The sequence below is a fragment of the Bosea sp. 29B genome (assembly GCF_902506165.1).
Classification (GTDB): domain Bacteria; phylum Pseudomonadota; class Alphaproteobacteria; order Rhizobiales; family Beijerinckiaceae; genus Allobosea.
The window spans coordinates 4,278,887-4,301,648 of sequence record NZ_LR733817.1; the positions used below are offsets into that span (position 1 = coordinate 4,278,887).

The window sequence follows — 22,762 nt, forward strand, 5'->3', positions numbered from 1 at the left end:
CGCCGTGTTCTATCGTCGCGCCGGCATCCGCCACACGCGCTATCAGGACGAGCGCCAGCTGTTTCCGCTCGGCTTCGACCGCGGCCTGATCATCGCGGTCATCGTAATCCTGCTGGCGGCGCCCTTCCTGTTCGACCGGCTCTATGTCTCCGGCTACCTGCTGCCCTGGCTGATCTGGACCTCGGCGGCGCTTGGCCTCAACCTGCTGATGGGCTGGTCCGGCCAGATCCATCTCGGCTACGGCGCGGTGATGGGCATCGGCGCCTATGGCTCGGTGCACCTGGTCCGCCTCGGCGTGCCGCTCGAGATCGCGATGATCGCCGGCGGCCTGCTCAGCGCCACCATCGGCACGATGTTCGGCGGCGCGGCCCTGCGCATGAAGGGCATCTATCTGGCGATGGCGACGCTCGCCATGCAGTACGTCGTCGACTTCGTCATCTCGCATTCCTCGGTAATCAGCGGCGGCTCGCTCGCGACGCTGCAGGTGCCGCCGGTGCGCTTCCTCGGCATATCCCTGCAGGGCGACCTGCCGACCTATTACCTCGCCTTCGGCGTCTGCCTCGTCATCACGCTGTTCATGCTGAACGTCCGGCGCACCAGCTTCGGCCGGGCCTTGGCGGCGCTGCGCGAGAAGGACTATGCCGCCCAGATTCTCGGCATCTCGACCTTCCGCTACAAGCTGCTCGCCTTCTGGGTCTCGTCCTTCATCGGCGGCGTCGTCGGCTCGGTGCTGGCGGTGACCTATCTCAGGGCGATCTCGCCCGACCAATTCCATATCGAGCTCTCGATCCAGATCCTGGCGATGATCATCGTCGGCGGGCTCGGCAGCGTGCTCGGCCCGTTCTTCGGCACGGCGCTGATCCTGTTTGCGCCGATCCTGCTCAACAACCTGCTCGGCTTCACAGCGGGCACGTTCGGCTGGTCCTTGCCGATCGACCTGCGCGCCCATCTGCCGCTGATGGCCTATGGCGCGCTGGTGATCGGCTTCCTGCTCTACGAGCCGCTCGGCCTCGCCAAGATCTACGCCAATTTCCGCAATTACTTGCTCGTCTGGCCGTTCCGCCATGCCCAGCGGTGACGGTGCCTCAATCAACGACAGGGCTGGAGGAAACAGGATGTCGCTCGATCGCCGTTCTTTCATCGCCGGCTCGGCTGCGCTGGCCGCGCCGCTCGCCCTGCCGGTGCAGGTCTTCGCCCAGGAGAAGATCGTCCGCTTCACGCTGCCGCAGGACTTCACCCGCATCTACACCTTCGTCACTTCGGAATATAATCAGGGCCAGCGCGACTACTTCACGCTGGTCAACGATCGCGGCGGCGTCGGTGGCTACAAGATCGTCGCTGACATCACCGACCATGCCAACGACCTGCCGCGCGCCATCGAGGCCTATGAGCGCGGCAAGCGCGAGGGCGCCGTGCTGATCGACCCGCTCTCGACCCCGGTAGCCCGCGCGCTCGTGCCGCGCGCGCTCGAAGACAAGATCAACATGATCACCGCCTATTCCGGTCGCAGCGATGCCGCCGATGGCAGCGCCTTCCCCTATGTGCTGCCGCTCTCGATCAACTACTGGACCCAGGCCGGCCTGATCATCGAGCAGTTCAAGAAGACCGAGAAGGGCAGCCTCAAGGGCAAGAAGATCGTCTTCGTCCACATCGACACGCCCTTCGGCAAGGAGCCGCTGCCGATCCTCAACGTGCTCGCCAAGAAGGAAGGCTACGAACTCACCGCCTTCCCCTATACGCCGCCGGGCAACGACCAGTCGGCGATCTGGCCGCAGGTGCGCCGGGCCAGGCCCGATTTCGTGATCTTCTGGGGCGCCGGCGTCGGCCAGACGGTGGCGCTGACCGAGGCGATCCGCAACGGCCTGCCGATGGACCGGGTCTCCGGCAGCGTCTGGCTCTCTGAATCCGACATGGATGTGGTCGGGCGCGAGGCGGCCAAGGGCGTGATGAAGGTCGAGCCCTGCGTCGGTGGCCGCGAGCCCAAGGTGATCAAGGACATCCTCGCCGACGTCGTCGGCAAGGGCAAAGGCGCCGGACCCGAGAACAAGGTCGGCACCGCCTACTACAATTACGGTGTCCAGATGGCGACGCTGATGGTCGAGGGCGTGCGCAAGGCGGCCGAGAAGGCGCCGAACGGCCCGGTCACCGGCCCCTGGCTCAACGAAGGCCTGCGCTCGATCACCAACTTCACCGCCGACGGCCTGCTGCCGCCGACCACGATCACCAAGGATGACCACCAGGGCGGCGGCATGGGCCGGATCGCGCGCTGGGACGGCGCCAGGTTCGTGCCGATCACCGACTGGTACTCGGCCAACCAGGACGTGGTCTGGGAGGAGATCCGCAAGAACTCGGAAGAGTTCAAGAAGTCCGGGAAATGACTCTGCTCGGGCGGCGCGGGTCCTCCGCACCGCCCCTTTTCGGATCGGGCCGATGACGCTGCTGGCGCTGAACAATATCGAGATCGTCTACGATCAGGTCTTCCTCGCGGTGCGCGGCGTCTCGATCGAGGTGCCCGAGAAGGGGCTCGTCGCCGTGCTCGGCGCCAACGGCGCCGGCAAGAGCACGGTGCTGAAGTCGATCTCGGGCCTGCTCAAGCCCGAGCGCGGCGCGGTCACGCGCGGCGAAATCAGCTTCGAGGGCCGCTCGATCCTGGCGGTCGATCCGCCCGATCGCGTCCGCCTCGGCATCGTCCATGTGCTGGAAGGCCGGCGCGTCTTCGGCCATCTGACGCCGAAGGAGAACCTGATCGCCGCGGCGACCATGCATCGCGAGCGCGGCCATGTCACGGCGCTGATCGACCGGATGTTCGAGACCTTCCCGCGCCTCGCCCAGCGCGCCAAGGCGGAGGCCGGCTATCTCTCCGGCGGCGAGCAGCAGATGCTGGCGATCGCCCGCGCCTTGATGACAGAGCCGCGCCTGCTGATGCTCGACGAGCCGAGCCTTGGTCTCGCGCCCTTCCTCGTCGACGAGATCTTCGACATCGTCCGCAACGTCAACGAGCGTGACGGCGTCGCCGTGCTGCTGGTCGAGCAGAACGCGACGGCGGCGCTGGAGATCGCCCAATACGGCTATCTTATCGAGAACGGCCGCATCCTGATGAGCGGCGAGGCCGCGGTGCTGAGCGCCAATCCCGACGTCGCCGACGCCTATCTCGGCGGCCACGAGAAGGTCGATTACCACGCGGTCAAGCACTACCGGCGGCGCAAGCGCTGGCTGGCTTGAGAGATCATCATGGCCAAGCACTACGACCGCCTGGAAACCCGCGCGCCCGCGCGCCGCGAGGCCGATCTGTTCCGGCGCCTGCCGCAGGTGGTTGCGGCAGCGCAGCGGCTGCCAGCCTGGCGGAAGCATCTGCGCCGCGTCGATCCCGAAGCCGTCACCGACCGGGCGGCGCTCGCCAAACTGCCGGTGCTGCGCAAATCCGACTTGCCGGCGACGCAGCGCGCGAAATTGCCCTTCGGCGGTTTGCTGCCCGGCCGCCCCAGCGATTATCGCCGGCTGATGATGTCGCCGGGACCGATCTTCGAGCCCGAGAGCCATGACGATGATCCCTGGCGCGTCGCGCGGGCGCTCGCCGCGACAGGCGCCGGCTGGCGCGACATCGTGCTCAACACCTTCTCCTACCACCTGACGCCCGGCGCCTGGTGCTTCGATGCCGGCGCCCGCGTGCTTGGCTGCGCCGTGATCCCGGCCGGGCCGGGCAATAGCGACGCCCAGCTCGACCTGATCGAGGCCTACCGGCCGACGCTCTATGCCGGCGTGCCGGATTTCCTGAAGATCCTGCTCGATCTCGGCGCGGCGCGCGGGCGCGACCTCTCCTGCCTGAAGCGGGCGGTGGTCTCCGGCGCGGCCTTCCCGTCCTCGCTGCAGGCCGAATTCCGCGAGCGCGGCATCGACGCCTATCAGTGCTACGCCACCGCCGAATGCGGTATCATCGCCTATGAGACCCCGGCCCGCGAAGGCCTCGTCCTCAACGAGGACATCATCGTCGAGATCCTGCGGCCCGGCACGGGCCAGCCGGTGGCGGAGGGGGAGGTCGGCGAGATCGCCGTGACGATCCTCGATCCGAAGAAGCCGCTGATCCGCTTCGCCGTCGGCGATCTCACCGCGACGCTGCCCGGGCTCTCTCCCTGCGGACGCACCAACCAGCGCATCCGCGGCTGGCTCGGCCGAGCCGACCAGTCGGCCAAGGTCAAGGGCATGTTCGTCCGGCCCGAGCAGGTCGCGGCGGTCGCCGCGCGCCATCCCGAGCTCGGTCGCTGCCGGCTGGTGGTGACGCGCGCCGGTGAGGCCGATGCGATGTGCTTCAAGGCGGAACTCGCTTTGCCGAGCCCCGGCTTGGCCGAGGCGGTGAAAGCCTCGGTGCGCGACGCCTTCAAGCTGAGCGGCGCGGTCGAGTTGGTTGCGCCGGGGACATTGCCGAACGATGGCAAGGTCATCGACGATACCAGGGCGCCAGGTTGAGACTTGCGGCGCAAGCGAGATGAGGACAGCACGATGAGCGATGCGGCAGGCGAGGTGGTGATCACGCAGCGGCACGGGCCGGTCCTCATTGTGACCATGAACCGCCCCAAGGTGCTCAACGTCCTCGACGAGGCGATGGCCGATGCGCTGGTCGCCGCCTTCTCGGGCCTCGCGGCAGATGCATCGATCCGCGCCGTCATCCTGGCCGGGGCAGGGCGCTCCTTCATGGCTGGCGGCGATCTCGCCCGCTTCCAGGCCGACCTTCCGGGCGCGCCGCAGACCGCGACGACGCTGATCGACCGCTTCCATACGCTCATGCGCCTGATCAAGGCGATGCCGCAGCCGGTGATCGCCGCCGTGCAGGGCCCGGTCGCCGGCGGCGGCGTCGGGCTCGCGCTAGCCTGCGATCTCGTGGTGGCGGCAGAGGATGCGAGCTTCCTCTCGGCCTATACCAAGCTCGGCACCAATCCCGATGGCGGCACCACCTGGACGCTGACGCAATTGCTCGGCCCGCGCCGGGCGCTGGAATTCGTGCTGCTCAATGAGGCGGTGAGCGCCGAAACCGCACTCCAGCTGAGTCTCGTCAATCGGGTCGTCCCGATTGGCGAGCTGATGGAGACCGCCCGCGCCATGGCGGAAAAACTCGCCCGCGGCAGCGTCGGCGCGCAAAAAGCGAGCAAGGCGCTGGTCCAGGCCGCGACGCATGGCTCCTTCGATGCGCAGCTCGATCTTGAGAAGCAGAACTTCGTCGCCAATGCCGGCACGGCGGATTTCCGTGAGGGCATCGCCGCCTTCTTCGAGCGCCGGCCGCCGAAATTCTAGCGGCGTGCTGCGCGCCAGGCGGCAACCAGCCCGGCGACGAGCACGACCAGCAGGAGACCGTGGAAGGCCTTGTCCGCTGCCATCTGCGGCCCGACCCCGACCATTATGGTGAAGACGCCGACCAGCGTGCCGAGCAGCGCGAAAGCCTGCACGGCGAGGGCGGTGGTACGCATTATCGCTTGGCGCAGCAGGCAAAGGACAAGGCTGAGCGCCAGCACGGCTCCGATCACGCCTTCCGCCGCGCTGGCCTGGCTATGCTCATAACCGCCGACCAGGATACCGGCATGGATCAGCGAAGCCCCGGCAAAGAGCAGGATCTCGATGGCGAGAAAGGCGAGGAGCGTCGCAGGAGGCTTCATCGAGCGTCTCCGTCAGCATCGGCGCGCAGGCCGATTCGATCGAGGACGCCGCGCAACGTGGCCTTTTGATCGTCGACCGGCTCCAGCGTCCGCCATGCGACGATGCCGTCCGGGCGAACTAGAACGGCGCCGCTGCCGCCCATGCCATAGCTGTCGGGCCAGTCCTCCGCGCCAGTGCCCCAGCTGGCGAGAGGCAGGCTGCATTCGGTTCGAATCGCCTCGGCAGCCGCGCGCCAGGCCGGATCGCGGCTGAGCAGAACGAAATCCCTGTCGAACAGGTCGAGCAGCGAAAGCGTCTCGCCTCGATGCTCGATCTGATGATGCGGCGCGCGCGTCCCTGGCTGCCCGGACAGCGCCGCGAAAGCTTCGAAGGGCGTTTCGGGCGGCGCGCCCTCATGAAGGATGGCGCCGGCATCGTAGCGTTGGCCGAAGATCACGTCGTAATCGGCGACGATCGGCGGCGGCTTCGGCAGGCGCCCGGCCGGGTCCCGGAACCAGGCCTGGAGCCGGGCGAGCGCCTGAGCCAGCGTGGCTGCGATCACCGGGCGGCGTTCCATGTCATAGCTGTCGAGCAATTCCGGCCGCGCCTCACCGCGCATGACCAGAGCCAGCTTCCAGGCGAGGTTGTGCGCATCGTGAATGCCGGAATTGCCGCCGAAGGCGCCGGTTGGCGGCATCAGATGCGCCGCATCGCCGACAAGGAAGCAACGGCCTTCGCGAAAGCGCTCGGCGATCTGGGCGGCCAGCGCCCAGGGGCGCGCATCGACCAGTTCGGCCTTGACCTCCGGGCGTCCGGCGCCCTGAGTGACCAGCTCGCGGCAGCGGTGCGCGTCGAAATCCTCCGGCCTGTCGCCATTCTCGGGAAAATACTGCAGCGCCAGCAGCCAACGCCCTTCGCGGCGTGGGGTGAGCGTGGCGTTGAGGTCGGTGACGAAGCAGGAGGTGAAGCGCTTGCCATAGAGGGTCGGCGGCAGGTCGGTGTCGAAGATCAGGTTCATCCAGTGTTGCAGCACGCCAGGACCGCTCACGCCGATGCCGAGACGCTGGCGCAGCGAGCCGCCGGCGCCGTCCGCGACGATCAGATAATCGGCGACGACGGTCTCCTCGGCTCCGCTGGCCCGGTCGCGAATCCGGGTGCGGACCTGCCGTTCGTCCTGTTCGAGGCTCTCGAACTCGGTGTTGAAGCGCATGGTCGCGCCGAGCCGCTCCGCATGGCGCCGCAGGATCGGCTCCAGCACGTTCTGGTCGCAGGTCGCAGGCTGGGTCGGGCTGTAAGGCGTGGCGTCGGGCCAGCCGATCTCGCTCCATTGGACCTCGGGATCGGCCAGGTTTCTCGCCCGGGCGATGCCGCCGCTTTGCTGGTCGCCGGTGCGCCGGGCGCGGATTTCCGCTTCCAGCCCGAGGCCGCGGAAGATTTCCATGCTGCGTGGCGAGATCCCGGTGAACTTGTACTGGATCGAGGTTCCGGCATGACGCTCGACAACCATGCAGTCGATGCGATGGTGGGCGAGCAGCGCGGCGGCCGCGAGTCCATTCAGGCCGCCGCCGACAATAAGGACGCCAGTGCTGGTGCTCATGATGGTTTCCTCTGGAATGACAAAGCCTTCGCGATCTGCGGCAGGAGGGCGAAGGCTCCTTGCGGCACCGCGAGGTGGGCAGATGATAATTAATTTGATAATTCAAAATATTTGACATATCAAATTATGTCAAGACACCAAGGTCCTGACCGATGACACGCGATGCGATGACACCGGATTCCGAAGACAAGGCAGCCGGGGCCGCCGAGGCCTGGCGGCTGATGTTCGGCTTCCTGATGCGCTCGGCGCCCGAGCGACTGCTGGCCCAGCAGGAGCGGGGGCTGACGCCGAACGATTCCCGCGCCCTGTTCTCGCTCCTCGCTGACGACAAGCCGATGGGCGCGCTGGCGAAGGAATGGAGCTGCGATCCCTCGACCGCGACCTGGCTGGTCGACCGGCTGGAGCGGGCTGGACTGGCCGAGCGCGTTGCCTCGACTGCCGACCGGCGCGTGAAGCTGGTGCGGGTGACGGAAAAGGGCAGGGCGACCGTGCAGGAGCTGACGGCGGCCTATCACCGGCCGCCGGCCGAGCTCACCCTGTTGGCGCAGGGCGATCTGGCTGAGCTCGCCCGTATTCTGAGGATACTGCAGCCGGACAAGGCATGAACGTTGCCGAATGCCTATGCGATGCAATCTCGGGCGCGCTGCGCTTACGCTACTGACGTCCGTGCGCGCATTCCCGGCATAGTGCGGCTGAAACGTCTCCCGGGAGATGCCGACGCATGACCACGCCCATCCGGATCGGCGCCCTGGCGCCGCTGTCGCCGCCTGGCTGGGTCGAGGCCGGCCAGCATCTTCTCGCCGGGCTCGAGCTCGCCGCCGCCGAGGTCAACGGTGCCGGGGGCATCAACGGAAGGCCCCTCGAGCTGATCGTACGCGACACCGCGGCCGATCCGCAGAAGGCGGTGGCCGCCGTCGATGAACTGGCTGGCCTGGGCGTCGCTGCCCTGGCCGGGGAGTACCACAGCGTCGTCGCCCGCGCCGCTGCGGCGAGGGCCGATGCCCTAGGGCTGCCGTTCCTCTGCTCCTCGGCGGTGCTCGATGCGCTCACCGAGCAGCCGACGGATTGGGTCGCGCGCATCGCCCCGGCGCAATCCCGCGGCTGGCGACTCTATGCCGACTTCCTGCTCGATGCGGGCCATCGGCGGATCGCCGTGGCAACCGTGCCGAGCGTCTATTGGGCCTCCGGGACCGGCATCCTGCGGGATCACCTTGCGCCGCAGGGCGGCAGCGTGATCGAGTTCGGCATGGGCTCGCTCACGCCCGCCGCGCTATGCGACGAACCTGTCGATAAGGGTGCCACGGCCTTGCTGCTCCTGGTTGGCCATCCCGAGCCAGCGGTCTCGATCGTCAAGGCCATCTACAGCGATCCGCGCCTTGGCGGCCTCCTGATCGGTGCGCCGGCCGGGCCGCCGGAGCTGCCGGGATGGCTGGCGTTGCTGGGCAAGGAGGGCACAGCGATCCCGTTCCTGCGCTATCTGCCGGAGCAACTCCCCTCGCTCGGGCTGCGGGTCGAGGCGGCGCTGCGCGAGCGGCTGATGCAGGCGCCGTCCTTCGTCGCCTTCGAGGGCTACGACACGATCGCTGTTCTTGCCGCGATGCTGCGGTCCCACGGCACCGAGCCGGGACGTCTGGCGCAAGCCTGGTCCGAGGTGTCGGTCGAGGGCACGCGCGGGCGGATCGGCTTCTCGCGCGTGCCGGGCATCGGCGTCTGGCAATGGGCCTGGCCACCGATCCAGGTGGTTGACCGGGACCCGGTGGCGCCCGATCGCTTCAGGGTCCTGCACGCCGGCTGAGAACCTGCCCAGCCGGCCGGGCTTTCGTCCTCAGCCGGTCTTGGCCTGGTTGAAGTCCGAGATGCCACCATGCGCGGCCGACCACTTGGCCGGCTCGTTGAGGAAGCTTTCGACCTCGTCCAGCACCTTCGGCTCGAAATGGCCGCTCGCCTTGGCGACCTTGAGCACGTCCCACCAGGTGGTGAGATAGTGCAGGCCGACGCCGATCTCCTTCATCATCTCGCGCCCTTGCGGGAAGATGTCGTAGTAGAACAGCACGAAGCAGTGATCGACCTTGGCGCCGGCATCGCGCAGCGCCTTGCAGAAATTGACCTTGCTGCCGCCATCGGTGGCGAGGTCCTCGACCAGCAGCGTGCGTGCGCCCTCGACGACCTCGCCCTCGATCTGGGCATTGCGGCCGAAACCCTTGGGCTTCTTGCGAACATATTGCATCGGCAGCGACAGGCGATCGGAGATCCAGGCGGCGAAGGGAATGCCGGCCGTCTCGCCACCGGCGACGATGTCGATCGATTCATAGCCGATGTCGCGCACGATGGTGGTCGCGGCGAAGTCGATCAGCGAGGATCGCAACCGCGGGAAGGAGATGATCTTGCGGCAGTCGATATAGACCGGGCTCGCCCAGCCGGAGGTGAAGATGAAGGGCTTGTCGCTATAGAAGTGGACCGCCTTGATCTCCAGCAGCATCTTGGCCGCTTCGAGCGCGATGGTGTCCCGGTCGACCGGCATGTAGAGATTGGGCATGGTCTCGTTCTCCAGGGCCAGCGCGCGCCATCCTTCGCCGTTTGCAGGCGTTGGCGCGGCTCGTGTCAAATTCGCAAACGGCCCCTTCTCGACAGGTTGCCGGTGAAGGTCAATCCCCGCTGTGCACTGTCCCCGGCAGGATTGTTTCGATGTGCTCGCGCGGCCCCGCCAAGGCGGCTATGGAAGGCCAGCTCGCCGGCGGATTCGTTTGGCGGGCAGGTCAGCACAGGGGCAGGTCATGAGCGTTACGGAACTCTTCGGCAGCACGGAAGCCAAGGCGGCCACCCCGACGCAGACCCTGACGATCCGCCGTCCCGACGACTGGCATGTCCATCTGCGCGACGGCGCCATGCTGAAGGCGGTGCTGCCCTTTACCGCCGCCCAGTTCAAACGCGGCATCATCATGCCGAACCTGGTGCCGCCGGTGACATCAGTCGACGCGGCCTTCGCCTATCGCGAGCGCATCCTCGCGGCACGACCGGAGGGCAACGATTTCACCCCGCTGATGACCTGCTATCTCACCGACTCGACCAATCCGGACGAGATCGAGCGCGGCTTCCGCGAGGGCGTTTGGGCTGCCGCCAAGCTCTATCCCTCGGGCGCCACGACCAATTCCCATCATGGTGTCACCAATATTCCGAAGCTCGCCCCGGTGCTGGAGCGGATGGAAAAGGTCGGCATGCCGGTCCTCGTCCATGGCGAGGCGACCGACCCGGCCGTCGACATCTTCGACCGCGAGGCGGTGTTCATGGAGACCGAGATGCTGCCGCTGCTGAAGCGGCATCAGGGCCTCAAGGTCGTGGTCGAGCACGTCACCACGGCCGAGACGGTCGAGCTGGTGCGCGCTCATGCCGGCCGGGCGGCGGGCACGGTGACGCCGCATCACCTGATCATCAACCGCACCTCGATCTTCCAGGGCGGGCTCCGGCCGCATCTCTATTGCCTGCCGGTCGCCAAGCGCGAGCGCCATCGCCTCGCTCTGCGCAAGGCTGTCACCTCCGGCGACGGCAATTTCTTCATCGGCACCGACACCGCCCCGCATCTGCGCAGCGCCAAGCAGGCCGAATGCTGCTCGGCCGGCGTCTTCGGCGGCGCCACCGCCCTCCAGACCTATGTCCAGGTCTTCGACGACGAGGGCGCACTTGCCCATTTCGAGGCCTTCGCCTCGGAGAACGGCGCGCGCTTCTACGGGCTGCCGCTGAACGAGGGCACGATCACGCTGGAGAAGCGGCCCTGCCGGGTCTCGCCGACCGTGGCCGTCGGCGAGGAAGACGTCGTCATCTTCCGTGGCGGCGAGGAATTGCCCTGGTCGCTGGGCGAGGTCAGGGGCTGAACCTCGACGTCATGCTCGCCCTTGTGGCGAGCATCCACATCTTGAACACAGCCTGCGCTCTATGAAGCGAAGACGTGGATGGTCGGGACAAGCCCGACCATGACGGGAAGGTACGTCCGCGCGCTGATGCTCAGCCCGCCGCAGCCGGCTCGATCAACTTCGCAATGTTGAGCAGTTGCTGGTCCCGTCCGGCGACCGCGCTCAGCATCAATCCGCCAGAGAGCTTGTCGCCGAGCGGCATCGGCAGCGAGATCGAGCACAGGTCGAACAGGTTGCCGAAGGCCGGGTTGCGCAGGATCAGCCGGTTCGCGTTGAAGAAGGCCTCGTCACCGGCCTCCATTGCCGCGATCGTCGGCGCCTCGATCGGCACGGTCGGCGCCAGGAAGCCGTCGAGCCCGTCGAGCTGAGCCGCGAACCTGGCGATCAGAGAGCGGCGCTTTTCCATGGCGATGATGTAGTCGGCCGCCTTGCACGGCACGCCGATGGCGATGCGGGCCGCAACGCGCCGGTCATAGGAATCGGCCTTGCTGGCCATGAGGTCGCGATGTACCGCCGCGGCCTCGATCGTGACGAGCGGCACCGGAGCGATCGCCAGCATCTCCTTGTAGAACCCGTCGAGATCGACCGGCTCGACCGCGATGCCGAGCCGCGTCACGCGTTCGATCGCCGCCTCATAGGCCTTGGCGACGGACGGATCGGCCTCGGCCAGGAAGCCGCCGCGCGCCACGCCGAGGCGGATACGGGCCGGCGAGAGCCCGTCCGCGAGGTCGAAGGGCCGGTCGGCGAGCACCGAGAGCAGGCGCGCGCAGCCGGCGACATCCTTGGCCAGCGGGCCGATCGAGTCGAGGCTCGGCGCCAGCGGGAAGCAGCCCTCGTCGGGAACCGTCTTATGCGTCGGCTTCATCCCGGTGATGCCGTTGAAGGCGGCAGGGATCCGGCAGGAGCCGCCGGTGTCGGTGCCGACCGTCAGCTCCGACGAGCCTTCCGCCACGGAGACCGCCGCGCCGGAGGAGGAGCCGCCGGGGATGCGCGCCTTGTCGACGGCACTGCCCGGCGTGCCGAAGGTGTTGTTCAGGCCGATGCCGGAGAAGGCGAACTCGGTCATGTTGGTCTTGCCGATGATCACTGCGCCGGCCCGGCGCAGTCGCGCCACCGAGGGCGCATCCTGAGCCGCGGGGGCTGCGCCCTTCAGTGCGCTCGAGCCGGCCCAGGTCGTGATGCCCTTCACGTCGAGCAGGTCCTTGACCGAGACGATCGTGCCGTCGATCGCGCTCAGCTGCAGCCCGGCCTCGCGGCGGCGATCGGCGGCGTCGGCCTCGACGCGCGCCGTGTCGGTGAGGAGCTTGGTGAACACCGGGGTGCCGTCGCCGATGCGGGCGAGATTGGCTTCGAGCTTGTCGCGGACGCTGCGGGACATCGGGCGGACCTGGCTGGTGGGTGGGCGCGCGGCGGGTGCCGGCGCATCTGGTTAGGCCAGTTCGCGATGTGATGGAACCGCCGGCCCGTCATCCCGGCCTTGCGTGGGGCTAGGCCGCTTGCTCGGGCTGATGGGCGAGCGCTTCCGCGGCGATGCCACCAGGGCAGGGCAACAGCGGCTTGCCTTGAAGCAGCGCGTTCCGGGCGAATAGTTCGGCAAGCCAGTCGACGAAGACGCGGACCTTGTTGGAGAGATGGCGGTTCGGCGGATAGATAATGTGCAGCGGCTTCGGCTTGGTGCACCAATCGGTCAGGATCGGCACAAGCCGGCCAGAGGCGATGTGCGCCATCGCCATGAAGGTCGGCACCTGCATGACGCCGAGCCCCGCCAGTCCGGCGGCGACATAGCCGGTGCCGTCGTTCAGGGAGACGACATGGTCGCCCTGGATTTCGATCGTCTCCTTCGGGCTGGCGAAGGTGAAGGGCATGATGCGGCTGGTGCCGGCCCGGCGATAGCCGATCGTGAGATGGCCATCCTCCAGATCGCGCGGGTGCCGCGGCGTGCCGTGCTTGGCGAGATAGCCCGGCGTCGCACAGGTGATCAGCATCATCTCGCCGATGCGGCGGGCGATCAGGCTCTGGTCGTCGATCGCGCCGGCACGGATGGCGAGGTCGAGATTCTCGCCGATCAGGTCGGCTGGCCGATCGGACAGGCCCATGTCGATCTGGATCTCGGGATAGCGCGCAAGGAAGCCGGGCAGGGCCGGCAGGATGATGTCGGTGGCGAACGAGGCGCTGACATCGACGCGTAGCCGCCCGCTCGGCCGGGCCTGCGAGGAGGTCATGCTCTGGTCGAGCTCGTCGATCTCGCCGAGCACGCGCAGCGCCCGCTCGTAATAGGCGGCGCCATCCATCGTCACGGTGACGCGGCGCGTCGTGCGGTTGAGCAACTGCGCGTGCAGATGCCCTTCGAGCTGTTGGATCAGCTTGGTCACGGTCGGCTTGGGCAGGTCGAGCAGTTCCGCGGCGCGGGTGAAGGTGCCGACTTCGACGACGCGCACGAAGGCGCGCATGGCGTTGAGCTGATCCATGTCGAGGCTCCGGATGATCCGTCGATTGTTTCCATATGGAAATAATGTAGGAGCAGAACGGCAGTTTATTAAGCGGAGAGCATCACCTAAATCGTGATGCACCGCAACATTCGTCAGGCGTCACCGCCATGCTCGCTCCGTCCGTCCCCGAAAGCCGCTATCGCCGCGCCGTCTTCTGGCGCGAGCAGAGCGTCGCGGTCGGGCGCGACAAGCTCGCCGGGCGGCTCTATGCGCCCGCAGCCGTGCCGGACGAGGCGGGCCTCGTCGTTCATCTGCATGGCGGCACGTTTGACAGCGGCACTCTTGCTTCCGGTGAAGCTGTCGCGACCACGCTGGCCGAGGCCGGCGCGATCGTGATCTCGCTGCCTTATCCGCTCGCCCCCGCCAATCCGTTCCCGCAGGCGCTCGAAGCCTCCTATGCTGCGCTCGAGAAGATCGCCCGCGACAAGGCGCGCTGGGTCGGCAAGAACGCGCCGCTCTATGTGGCGGGCGAGGAGGCCGGCGGCAATCTCGCCGCGGCGCTCGCCATGATGGCGCGCGATCGGCACGGGCCGCCGCTCGCCGGCCAGATCCTGTTCTCGCCGATGCTCGATTCCTGCCTCGGCACCTATTCCTTCCGCAATGCCGAGGCTGGCCCGGTCGGCTGCCGCTGGGCCGACGGCTGGCACGCCTATCTCGGCTCGCCCGAGAAGGCGGCTCATCCTTACGCCGCCCCGGTCAATGCCGTCAGGCTGACCGGGCTCGCTCCCGCGCTGATCGTCACGGCCGAGGACGACCTGCTGCGCGACGAGAGCATCAACTATGCCCACCGGCTGAAGGCAGCCGGCGTCGACACCACCATCCGCGTCGTCGGCGGTCCGAGCCGCTGGCCGGACGCCTTCGCCGAAGGGCCCTGCGACGGCACCTGCCTGTGCGCGGCCTGTCACCACGTCAGCGAGTTCTTCACCGCGACCGCGCCGTCCTAGCGGCTGCATCGCCCCCGCTCTTTCGATCTCTCTCCACGAAGGAATGAACCCATGATTCTGGGAACGATCCGTCATGCCCTGTTGGGCGTTACTCTGGCTGCCGGCGTCTCGCTCGCGGCTCTCGCCGTCGCTGTCCACGGCTCGAACACGGCGCAGGGCGACACGGCCCCCGCCGCGCCGGCCGCAACCCCGGTCTCGGTCGCCACGGTCGAGCAGCGCGAATTGGTCAGTTGGGCCGAGTTCTCCGGCCGGCTCGAGGCGATCGAGCGTGTCGAAATCCGCTCGCGCGTCTCCGGCGTGGTCGAGCAGGTGCACTTCTCGCAAGGCGCGCTGGTCAGGCAGGGCGACCTGCTCGTCAGCATCGACCAGGCGCCCTACCAGGCCGAGTTCGAGCGTGCCCAGGCGCAGTTGCTCGCCGCCGAGGCGCGCGTTGCGCTCGCTGCGGGCGAGCATGAGCGCGGCCAGAAGCTGATGTCGACGCAGAACGTCTCGCAGCGCGACCTCGACACCAGGCTGAATGCGCTGCGCGAGGCGCAGGCCAACGAGCGCGCCGCCCGCGCCGCGCTGCAGTCGGCGCGGCTCAACCTCGACTACACCCAGATCCGCGCCCCGATCGGCGGCCGCATCGGCCGACTGGAAGTCACCGTCGGCAACCTCGTCGCCGCCGGTGCCAATGCGCCGCTGCTGACGACTTTGGTCTCGGTCGATCCGGTCTATGCCGGCTTCAACGCCGATGAGGGCTCGCTGCTGAAGGCGCTGGCGACGCTGCCGGCTGAGCCCGGCAAGCCGCGCGACCTCAAGCGCATCCCGGTGCAGATGACGACCGCGGCGAACGAGGCTGCGCCGGTCTCCGGCCATCTCAACTTCGTCGACAATGGCATCGACGCCGCGACCGGTACGGTCCGCGTCCGGGCGATCTTCGACAACAAGGACGGCGCGCTGATGCCCGGCCAGTTTGTGCGCCTGCGCATGGGCCAGGCCAAGTCCGAACCGGCGCTGGTCATCAACGAGCGGGCTGTCGGCACCGACCAGAACAAGAAGTTCGTCTTCGTCGTCGGCAAGGACCACAAGGCCCAGTGGCGCGAGGTCACCCTCGGCACCGCTGCCGAGGGCCTGCGCATCGTCACCAGCGGGCTGGAAGCGGGCGAGCAGATCGTCGTCAACGGCCTGCAGCGTATCCGCCCTGGCGCCTCCGTCGCCCCCGAGCAGGTGCCGATGGCCGAGCGCTCCGAACTGAAGAAGCCCACGACCGAGCTCGCGCAGCGCTAAGGCGCGCGATCCCATCCCAGTTCTATCGCCCCGCCGGCCGCTTCGGGACCGGCGGGGTCGCCGCCTTGAAGGGGCACCCCCATGAACCTCTCGAAGTTCTTCATCGACCGGCCGATCTTCGCCGGTGTCCTCTCCGTCCTGATTTTCCTCGCCGGCCTGCTGGCGCTGCGGGCCCTGCCGATCTCGGAATATCCCGAGGTCGTGCCGCCCACCGTGGTGGTGCGCGCGCAATATCCCGGCGCCAATCCGCGCGTCATCGCCGAGACCGTGGCGACGCCGATCGAGGAGCAGATCAACGGCGTCGAGGGCATGCTCTACATGTCGAGCCAGGCGACGACCGACGGCGTGATGACGCTGAACGTCACCTTCAAGCTCGGCACCGACCCGGACAAGGCTCAGCAGCTGGTCCAGAACCGGGTCTCGCAGGCTGAGCCGCGCCTGCCGGAGGAGGTGCGCCGGCTCGGCGTCACCACCATCAAGAGCTCGCCGGACCTGACGATGGTGGTGCACATCACCTCGCCGAACGGCCGCTACGACATGACCTATCTGCGCAACTACGCCGTCCTCAACGTCAAGGACCGGCTGGCGCGCATCGACGGCGTCGGCCAGGTCCAGCTCTTCGGCTCGGGCGACTATTCGATGCGCGTCTGGCTCGACCCGCAAAAGGTTGCCGAGCACGGCCTCTCGCCCTCCGACATCGTCCGCGAAATCCGGGCCCAGAACGTCCAGGCTGCTGCCGGCGTCATCGGCGCTTCGCCGAGCGGGCCGGGGCTCGATCTGCAGCTCTCGGTCAATGCGCAAGGCCGCCTCGCCAGCGAGGAGGAGTTCGGCGAGATCATCGTCAAGACTGCCGCGAGCGGCGCGGTGGTGCGCCTGAAGGACGTCTCCCGCATCGAACTGGGCGCCGCCGAATACGCGCTGCGCTCGCTGCTCAACGGCAAGTCGGCCGTCGCCGTGCCGGTCTTCCAGGCGCCGAACTCGAACGCCATCGCCATCGCCGACCGCGTCCAGGAGACGATGCGCGAGATCAAGCAGAACATGCCTGAGGGCGTGGACTACTCAATCGTCTACGACACCACCCAGTTCGTTCGCGCCTCGATCAAGGCGGTGATCTCGACGCTGCTCGAGGCGATCGCGCTGGTCGTGCTCGTCGTCATCGTCTTCCTGCAGACCTGGCGCGCCTCGATCATCCCGCTCGTCGCCGTGCCGATCTCGGTCGTCGGCACCTTTGCGGTGATGTACCTCTTCGGCTTCTCGATCAATGCGCTCTCGCTGTTCGGCCTCGTGCTGGCGATCGGCATCGTCGTCGACGACGCCATCGTCGTGGTCGAGAACGTCGAGCGCAACATCGAGAACGGCCTGTCCCCGCGCGAAGCCACCTACAAGGCGATGCGCGAGGTCTCCGGCCCGATCATTGCGATCGCGCTCGTCCTCGTCGCAGTCTTCGTCCCGCTCGCCTTCATCAGCGGCCTGACCGGCCAGTTCTACCGCCAGTTCGCGCTCACCATCGCGATCTCGACGGTGATCTCGGCGATCAACTCGCTGACCCTGTCGCCGGCGCTCGCCGCACTGCTGCTGCGTGGCCATGACGCCCCCAAGGATGCGCTGACCCGCGGCATGGACTTCCTGTTCGGCTGGTTCTTCCGCGGCTTCAACCGCTTCTTCAACCGCAGCTCCGAAGCCTATGGCGGCGGCGTCACCCGCATCCTCGGCCGCAAGACCGTGATGCTCGTGGTCTATGCCGGCCTCGTCGGCCTGACCGTCATGCTCTTCCAGAAGGTGCCGTCGGGCTTCGTGCCGGGCCAGGACAAGCAGTACCTCGTCGGCTTCGCCCAGCTGCCCGACGCGGCGACGCTCGACCGCACCGAGGACGTCATCCGCAGGATGGACGCGATCGCGCTGAAGCATCCCGGCGTCGAGAACGCGATCTCCTTCCCGGGCCTGTCGATCAACGGCTTCACCAATTCGTCCAATGCCGGCATCGTCTTCGTCGGCCTGAAGCCCTTCGACCAGCGCAAGGACCCTTCGCTCTCGGGCAACGCCGTCGCCATGCAGCTCAACACGGAGTTCGCCGGCATCAAGGAGGCGTTCATCGCGATGTTCCCGCCGCCGCCCGTCCAGGGCCTCGGCACCATCGGCGGCTTCAAGCTGCAGATCGAGGATCGGGCCGGCCTCGGCTACAAGGCGCTCGACGAGGCGACCAAGGCCTTCATGGCCAAGGCCGCCGTGGCGCCCGAGCTCGCCGGCATGTTCTCGAGCTTCCAGGTCAACGTGCCCCAGCTCTATGCCGACATCGACCGCACCAAGGCGCGCCAGCTCGGCGTTCCCGTCACCGATGTCTTCGAGACGCTGCAGATCTATCTGGGCTCGTCCTATGTGAACGACTTCAACAAGTTCGGCCGCACCTACACGGTGCGCGTCCAGGCCGATGCGCCCTACCGCGCCTATCAGGAGGATATCGGCAAGCTCAAGGTCCGCTCGAATTCGGGCGAGATGGTCCCGCTCTCGGCCGTGCTCAACGTGCGCACCGATGCCGGCCCCGAACGCGCCATGCGCTATAACGGCTTCCTCAGCGCCGACATCAATGCCGGCCCGGCCCCGGGCTTCTCCTCGGGCCAGGCGCAGGACGCCGTCACCCGCATCGCCGCCGAGACCCTGCCCAAGGGCTTCGCCTTCGAATGGACCGAGCTGACCTATCAGGAGATCCTGGCCGGCAATTCCGCCATCCTGGTCTTCCCGGTCGCGATCCTGCTCGTCTTCCTGGTGCTGGCAGCGCAATACGAGAGCCTGACCCTGCCGGTGGCGATCCTCCTGATCATCCCGATGGGCCTGCTCGCGGCGATGGCCGGCGTCTGGTGGAGCGGCGGCGACAACAACGTCTTCACCCAGATCGGCCTCGTCGTCCTGGTCGGACTATCGGCCAAGAACGCCATCCTGATCGTCGAATTCGCGCGCGAGCTCGAATTCGAGGGCAGGACGCCGGTCGAGGCCGCGATCGAGGCCAGCCGCCTGCGCCTGCGGCCGATCCTGATGACCTCGCTCGCCTTCGTCATGGGCGTGGTGCCCCTCGTGCTCTCGACCGGGGCGGGCGCCGAGATGCGCCAGGCCATGGGCATCGCGGTCTTCGCCGGCATGATCGGCGTCACCGCCTTCGGCATCTTCCTGACGCCGGTCTTCTACGTGCTGATGCGGAAGTTGTCGGGGAACAAGCCGCTCAGGCAGCATGGGGTGGAGGAGAAGGGGGAGATGGCTGAGGCGGCGTGAGGAGTGGCCGGCGGGGTTGCGGGTGGCCGCGACCCCTGCCGGAATGGCCTTCTCTTATCGATCGGCGGGCTTTTTTCGCGATGCTTTAATCTCGTCACCTTTCCCGAGGACGTGTTTTGCGCCGTCGAGTCCTTTCGGATGAGGGCCTGCCCATATGAGGTAGTAGAGATGCCCGCCTTTAGTGTTGCGGATTAGCCGCGCCGGCGACACGTGGCCGAAGGTGTCCTTGAGCCGCTGAAGATACCAAGAGAGCAGGCGTTTCCCGCTGTCGTCCAACTTGGTCGTGCTCGACCCGAAGAGGTCGTCTTTCGCCTCATAGGCGTGTTCGCGCCAATCCGGTGAACCGAAGAACTCGTCCAATGTTGCGGCCCAGTTGGCGGGGACGTCGCCAGTCCTGACCAGAAACCGCTGAATGGCCATACCGAGTGGAAAGTTGATGATGACTTCGAATACCCTGGTCTTGGCCAGTGCCTCGAGTGTCGACCACGGGATGTGCATGCCGAATGGGTCGACGAACACCACCCCGCGATATGATCGCCAAATGCCTTTGGAGGCTAGGATCGCGAGCAGTTCCGTCGATGCGTCGCCTTCACGGACGATGATGCGACGCTTGTCCCCGTACTCCTCCGCGAGCGCGTTCAATTCGGCGACGCGGACCGGGTTACGCTCGATGAAGGTGTAGCTGCTAAATGGGTTGGCGATGTCGAGCGCGACCCGCGGCGAGCCCTTCAGGAACTCGCCAGCTTCTTCCACGGCCTCGACCATTGGGACAACGTCGTCGAAGAAATTCTCGGGTTGTGGGTTGGAAGCCTTGGGCACCTGCCGGACTTTTGATCGTCCCGGACCGGCAAACGCGTCGATGTAGATGGTGCCCCTCAGCCAGTGCTGGTTCTTGAGCACCTTCGTGTAGAAATCGAGGTATTCCCCGAGTGCGCCCAGCTTTTCGCGGGCCCAAGGACCTACGCTGCCGTCGCTTGATTTGCTGCTCATTCGGCGGCGACTCTGCATCCCGTTACGTTAGTTGCAGGGAACTCGCTCCACTCGCGGCCGTCTAGGGTCCGACCTCCAGATTTGGGCCGGAATCCCCCCCATTGTTTGAAAAAGAACGCTACGCCGGCTTGCTGACACTGGTCGCGGACCTCACGGACCCATTCCGGGTCCATTGGACGGGCACGGGGGCCACTCTCGCCTCCGACGATAACCCAATCGATCCCATTGAGGTCCAGCGGCCCGATCGGCCCAATCAGAGGCTCGATCGACAGGAAGCGGGTACCGGCCGGCGTGTCTTGAAGGTGTCGAACGCGCGATTTGCGGGCACCGTCCTCGACGGATACGCCACACCAGATATGCAGTGGGCCTCGGCCGTCTCCGTACCGACGGCGAAGAAAATCCCGCATCAGTGACGACCGCTTAGTCAGCATCTGGAACGTGTGCCAATTCGCCAGTTCCATGGTGTCGAACACTTTCGAGATGAGACTGTCCGGCACATCCTTGTGGAACAGGTCGGACATCGAGTTCACGAAGATCATCTTCGGCTGCCGCCAACCGAGTGGCTGCTCCAAGCGTTCGGGCCGGAGCGTCAAATCGAATCCGTGTTCGAACGCGTTTCCAGGCACGCCGCGAAAGCGCTCCGAGAACCGTTCCGCGTAGCAGTTATCGCAGCCGGGACTGATCTTCGTGCACCCGGTGACCGGGTTCCACGTAGCGTCGGTCCACTCGATCGATGTGTCCTGCGCCATATGTCACCTAGAACATAAAGAGAACATGATGGCAATTATCATGGTGAGCAAAAGGTTAACGAATGTCCCCCGGCCCGTCGCGCCTTCGTGCATGGCGGGGTTCTCGTCGTCCGCGCTACAACGGCACATCGCCTCGGCGCAGTAGCGCCGGGCGACGACGCGTAGGGAAGGGGACCAGCCGATCCTGTGCGGGATGACGCGGATGCTCGGGCGCGACTTGGACAGCAACGACGCCGAGGGGCTGCAGAGCTACGCAGGCTCCGCGGCGACGGCGCTGAGGCCTGAGCGCGGCGGAAGGTTGACCGGCATCGCATCGAGACAGGGCCATGTTCACCGGAGGCCGCGCTACCGCCATGTCGCGAAAGGGCTCAACCCGCAGCGCGGTCACTTTCCCGGGCGCAAGCCGCGCCAAGACGCGCGCACCGTATCGCGCGCGGCCTTCAGCCAGCTTCGTCCGCGACGATAGGCTAGTTCGACGATCATGAAGAGCGTGCCCGAAACGGAGCCGCCGCGGCGGGCGTCGATGACGATGTCGACCAGTTCGAGCCGCTCCGGCCAGATCGCGGCGTGAAACGAGGTCTCCGAGCCATTGCAGCTGTCGAAGCTCGCCAGCGCGGGATCGGACAGGAATGTCGCCGTCACCTGTTCCGAGAGTTGGCGCCCGGGCCCGAAGCTGGCGAACGCCTCGTCATAGGCCATCTTCCAGCCGAAGGCGCGTGAACCGGAGCGAAGCCAGATCGAGAAGGCAATCCAGCGCTCGCCCTGCCGCAAGCCCTCGATGCTCGCGCATCCGGCTCGCACCAGACCGTCGATCATCTCCGTCGCGAACGGCTCCAGCGCCGGATCGAGCCGTATCGCCCAGCCGCTGTGCTCCATCCGGCCCTTCCAACCGCTCGCCTCGATCTCGAGGAAGGCCCGGAACGCCTCCGCGATCTCCGAGCCGCGCGCCAGGGCGACAGGCTCGATGCCGGCCTCCGCCAGGCGTCTGCTTCTCCTGCGGAAACTCTGCCTCTGCTTCGCGGAGGCTTCCTGATGCCCTGAGATTTCTCCGTCGGCTTGACGCGTCAGAATGGCTCGCCGCCGCCGTCCCACCACCATTGCGCGGGAGCGCCGCCGGGCGAGAACGTCGCGCAGGCAGGGCAGCAATCGCTCGTCAGCATTCAGATCAGACGCGACGATGGTCCCGGGAAGGTTCGGCTGATCGGCGATGGCGTCCAGCAGCTTGTCGAGAACATCCGGGGCTAGGCTCGCATCGACGACGGGCGTCCCCGCGAAGACGAGCCGGTTCAGCGCCGTATCGAGAACCTTGAAGAAGCCGCGCCGCTCCGCGAACTCGCCCAGAAGCCAGGCGCCGACGAGCACGCGCCGGAGCCCGGATATCCGCCAGGCCAGCGCAACGATGACAGGCCGCCCACCATGCCGCTCGGCTGCGAGCGCGACGGCGGGGTGCATGTAGACGTTTGGGATCAGGGCGCGGCGGACGAGATCGTCCCAGTCATCCTGATACCGCGCGAAATCCGAAGCGGTGACGATCTCCGATTCAAGCCTCTCAGCCTGGTCCAGCCTTGGGGCAGGATGGCCTCGGACTGCCCCGGAGGAACGCGGCAGGCGGGAGGTTTGGTCGCCGCGCCACACCGTGCCCGACTGCCTGTCCATTCTGTCGAGAGGATTGGCTTCGTCCACCGGCGACCCCAAGGACCGAATGCGTTGTCACATGATCTACGAAGGCTTCGCGCCTTCCAGAGATCAATCGGCTTAACACTATTGGTTCGTGGGCAGATCGGTTGCGGCGGGGTGACAAGCAGGCAAATATGGGGAGATACGATAAACGAAAAGAATTTTGAGATGTGCTCCATTCTCATTTGGCGCCCGCAGCGGGAGGTCGAGCAATGAGCGGCCGCGCAGTCCTTTTGGCGGATAGGTTTCG

The 22,762-nt window shown here is 66.9% G+C and carries 19 protein-coding genes; 11 read left to right on the forward strand and 8 right to left on the reverse strand.

What is annotated here, in order from left to right:
- The first annotated feature begins 4 nt into the window (after positions 1–4).
- The 5 genes from GV161_RS20825 to GV161_RS20845 are packed head-to-tail and all read left to right on the forward strand — an operon-like array spanning position 5 to position 5,286.
- Positions 5–1,078 (forward strand): branched-chain amino acid ABC transporter permease, encoded by a 1,074-nt coding sequence (locus GV161_RS20825; RefSeq protein ID WP_152014102.1) that lies wholly within the window; start codon positions 5–7, stop codon positions 1,076–1,078.
- Positions 1,079–1,115: 37 nt separating this feature from the next.
- Positions 1,116–2,378 (forward strand): ABC transporter substrate-binding protein, encoded by a 1,263-nt coding sequence (locus GV161_RS20830; protein ID WP_159650334.1) that lies wholly within the window; start codon positions 1,116–1,118, stop codon positions 2,376–2,378.
- A 52-nt stretch (positions 2,379–2,430) separates the two neighbouring features.
- Complete coding sequence (locus GV161_RS20835) at positions 2,431–3,222, forward strand: ABC transporter ATP-binding protein (RefSeq protein WP_152014104.1); 792 nt, start codon at positions 2,431–2,433, stop codon at positions 3,220–3,222.
- A 9-nt stretch (positions 3,223–3,231) separates the two neighbouring features.
- Entirely contained in the window at positions 3,232–4,464 is a 1,233-nt protein-coding gene (locus GV161_RS20840; RefSeq protein ID WP_152014105.1) for an AMP-binding protein, read from the forward strand.
- Between the two features lie 33 nt (positions 4,465–4,497).
- Complete coding sequence (locus GV161_RS20845) at positions 4,498–5,286, forward strand: enoyl-CoA hydratase-related protein (RefSeq protein ID WP_152014106.1); 789 nt, start codon at positions 4,498–4,500, stop codon at positions 5,284–5,286.
- On the opposite strand, the gene GV161_RS20850 is transcribed toward GV161_RS20845, so the two are convergent.
- Together GV161_RS20850 and GV161_RS20855 are read right to left on the reverse strand one after the other, a co-directional pair.
- On the reverse strand, positions 5,283–5,645 hold the full coding sequence (locus GV161_RS20850; protein ID WP_152014107.1) for a hypothetical protein: 363 nt from the start codon (positions 5,643–5,645) through the stop codon (positions 5,283–5,285). The two genes, GV161_RS20845 and GV161_RS20850, sit on opposite strands and share 4 nt — an antisense overlap.
- Complete coding sequence (locus GV161_RS20855; protein ID WP_152014108.1) at positions 5,642–7,222, reverse strand: FAD-dependent monooxygenase; 1,581 nt, start codon at positions 7,220–7,222, stop codon at positions 5,642–5,644. Before GV161_RS20855 ends, GV161_RS20850 begins: the two co-directional genes overlap by 4 nt.
- Before the next feature lie 167 nt (positions 7,223–7,389).
- Between GV161_RS20855 and GV161_RS20860 the strand changes: the two genes are divergently transcribed.
- Positions 7,390–7,827: a MarR family transcriptional regulator gene (locus GV161_RS20860; RefSeq protein WP_152014109.1), complete on the forward strand. Its 438-nt coding sequence runs from the start codon at positions 7,390–7,392 to the stop codon at positions 7,825–7,827.
- 116 nt (positions 7,828–7,943) lie between these two features.
- Complete coding sequence (locus tag GV161_RS20865; protein WP_152014110.1) at positions 7,944–9,017, forward strand: ABC transporter substrate-binding protein; 1,074 nt, start codon at positions 7,944–7,946, stop codon at positions 9,015–9,017.
- A gap of 30 nt (positions 9,018–9,047) precedes the next feature.
- Here GV161_RS20865 and GV161_RS20870 read toward each other — a convergent pair whose 3' ends face one another.
- On the reverse strand, positions 9,048–9,758 hold the full coding sequence (locus GV161_RS20870) for an orotate phosphoribosyltransferase (RefSeq protein WP_057192133.1): 711 nt from the start codon (positions 9,756–9,758) through the stop codon (positions 9,048–9,050).
- 238 nt (positions 9,759–9,996) lie between these two features.
- Between GV161_RS20870 and pyrC the strand changes: the two genes are divergently transcribed.
- Positions 9,997–11,091, forward strand: coding sequence for a dihydroorotase (pyrC, locus tag GV161_RS20875; protein ID WP_152014111.1), 1,095 nt, complete (start codon positions 9,997–9,999; stop codon positions 11,089–11,091).
- Between the two features lie 130 nt (positions 11,092–11,221).
- Here the strand turns inward: pyrC and GV161_RS20880 are convergent, their stop codons facing one another.
- Both GV161_RS20880 and GV161_RS20885 read right to left on the reverse strand, forming a co-directional pair.
- Entirely contained in the window at positions 11,222–12,508 is a 1,287-nt protein-coding gene (locus GV161_RS20880; protein ID WP_152014112.1) for an amidase, read from the reverse strand.
- A 109-nt stretch (positions 12,509–12,617) separates the two neighbouring features.
- A complete protein-coding gene (locus GV161_RS20885) occupies positions 12,618–13,598 on the reverse strand; it encodes a LysR family transcriptional regulator (protein WP_152014113.1) in 981 nt (326 codons plus the stop codon).
- Between the two features lie 128 nt (positions 13,599–13,726).
- On the opposite strand from GV161_RS20885, the gene GV161_RS20890 reads away from it, so the two are divergent.
- The 3 genes from GV161_RS20890 to GV161_RS20900 all read left to right on the forward strand — a co-directional run bounded on the left by GV161_RS20890 (position 13,727) and on the right by GV161_RS20900 (position 19,096).
- Complete coding sequence (locus GV161_RS20890) at positions 13,727–14,563, forward strand: alpha/beta hydrolase fold domain-containing protein (RefSeq protein WP_152014114.1); 837 nt, start codon at positions 13,727–13,729, stop codon at positions 14,561–14,563.
- 51 nt (positions 14,564–14,614) lie between these two features.
- The gene (locus GV161_RS20895) at positions 14,615–15,832 is read left to right on the forward strand and encodes an efflux RND transporter periplasmic adaptor subunit (RefSeq protein WP_152014115.1); all 1,218 of its coding nucleotides are present in this window, start codon (positions 14,615–14,617) and stop codon (positions 15,830–15,832) included.
- Positions 15,833–15,913: 81 nt separating this feature from the next.
- Positions 15,914–19,096 (forward strand): multidrug efflux RND transporter permease subunit, encoded by a 3,183-nt coding sequence (locus GV161_RS20900; RefSeq protein ID WP_152014116.1) that lies wholly within the window; start codon positions 15,914–15,916, stop codon positions 19,094–19,096.
- 54 nt (positions 19,097–19,150) lie between these two features.
- Here the strand turns inward: GV161_RS20900 and GV161_RS20905 are convergent, their stop codons facing one another.
- The 3 genes from GV161_RS20905 to GV161_RS20915 all read right to left on the reverse strand — a co-directional run bounded on the left by GV161_RS20905 (position 19,151) and on the right by GV161_RS20915 (position 22,518).
- The gene (locus GV161_RS20905) at positions 19,151–20,086 is read right to left on the reverse strand and encodes a three-Cys-motif partner protein TcmP (RefSeq protein WP_152014117.1); all 936 of its coding nucleotides are present in this window, start codon (positions 20,084–20,086) and stop codon (positions 19,151–19,153) included.
- Positions 20,083–20,835: a phage Gp37/Gp68 family protein gene (locus tag GV161_RS20910; RefSeq protein ID WP_152014118.1), complete on the reverse strand. Its 753-nt coding sequence runs from the start codon at positions 20,833–20,835 to the stop codon at positions 20,083–20,085. The genes GV161_RS20905 and GV161_RS20910 overlap by 4 nt, the downstream gene beginning before the upstream one ends.
- A gap of 384 nt (positions 20,836–21,219) precedes the next feature.
- On the reverse strand, positions 21,220–22,518 hold the full coding sequence (locus GV161_RS20915; RefSeq protein WP_152014119.1) for a GNAT family N-acetyltransferase: 1,299 nt from the start codon (positions 22,516–22,518) through the stop codon (positions 21,220–21,222).
- Positions 22,519–22,762 lie beyond the last annotated feature (244 nt).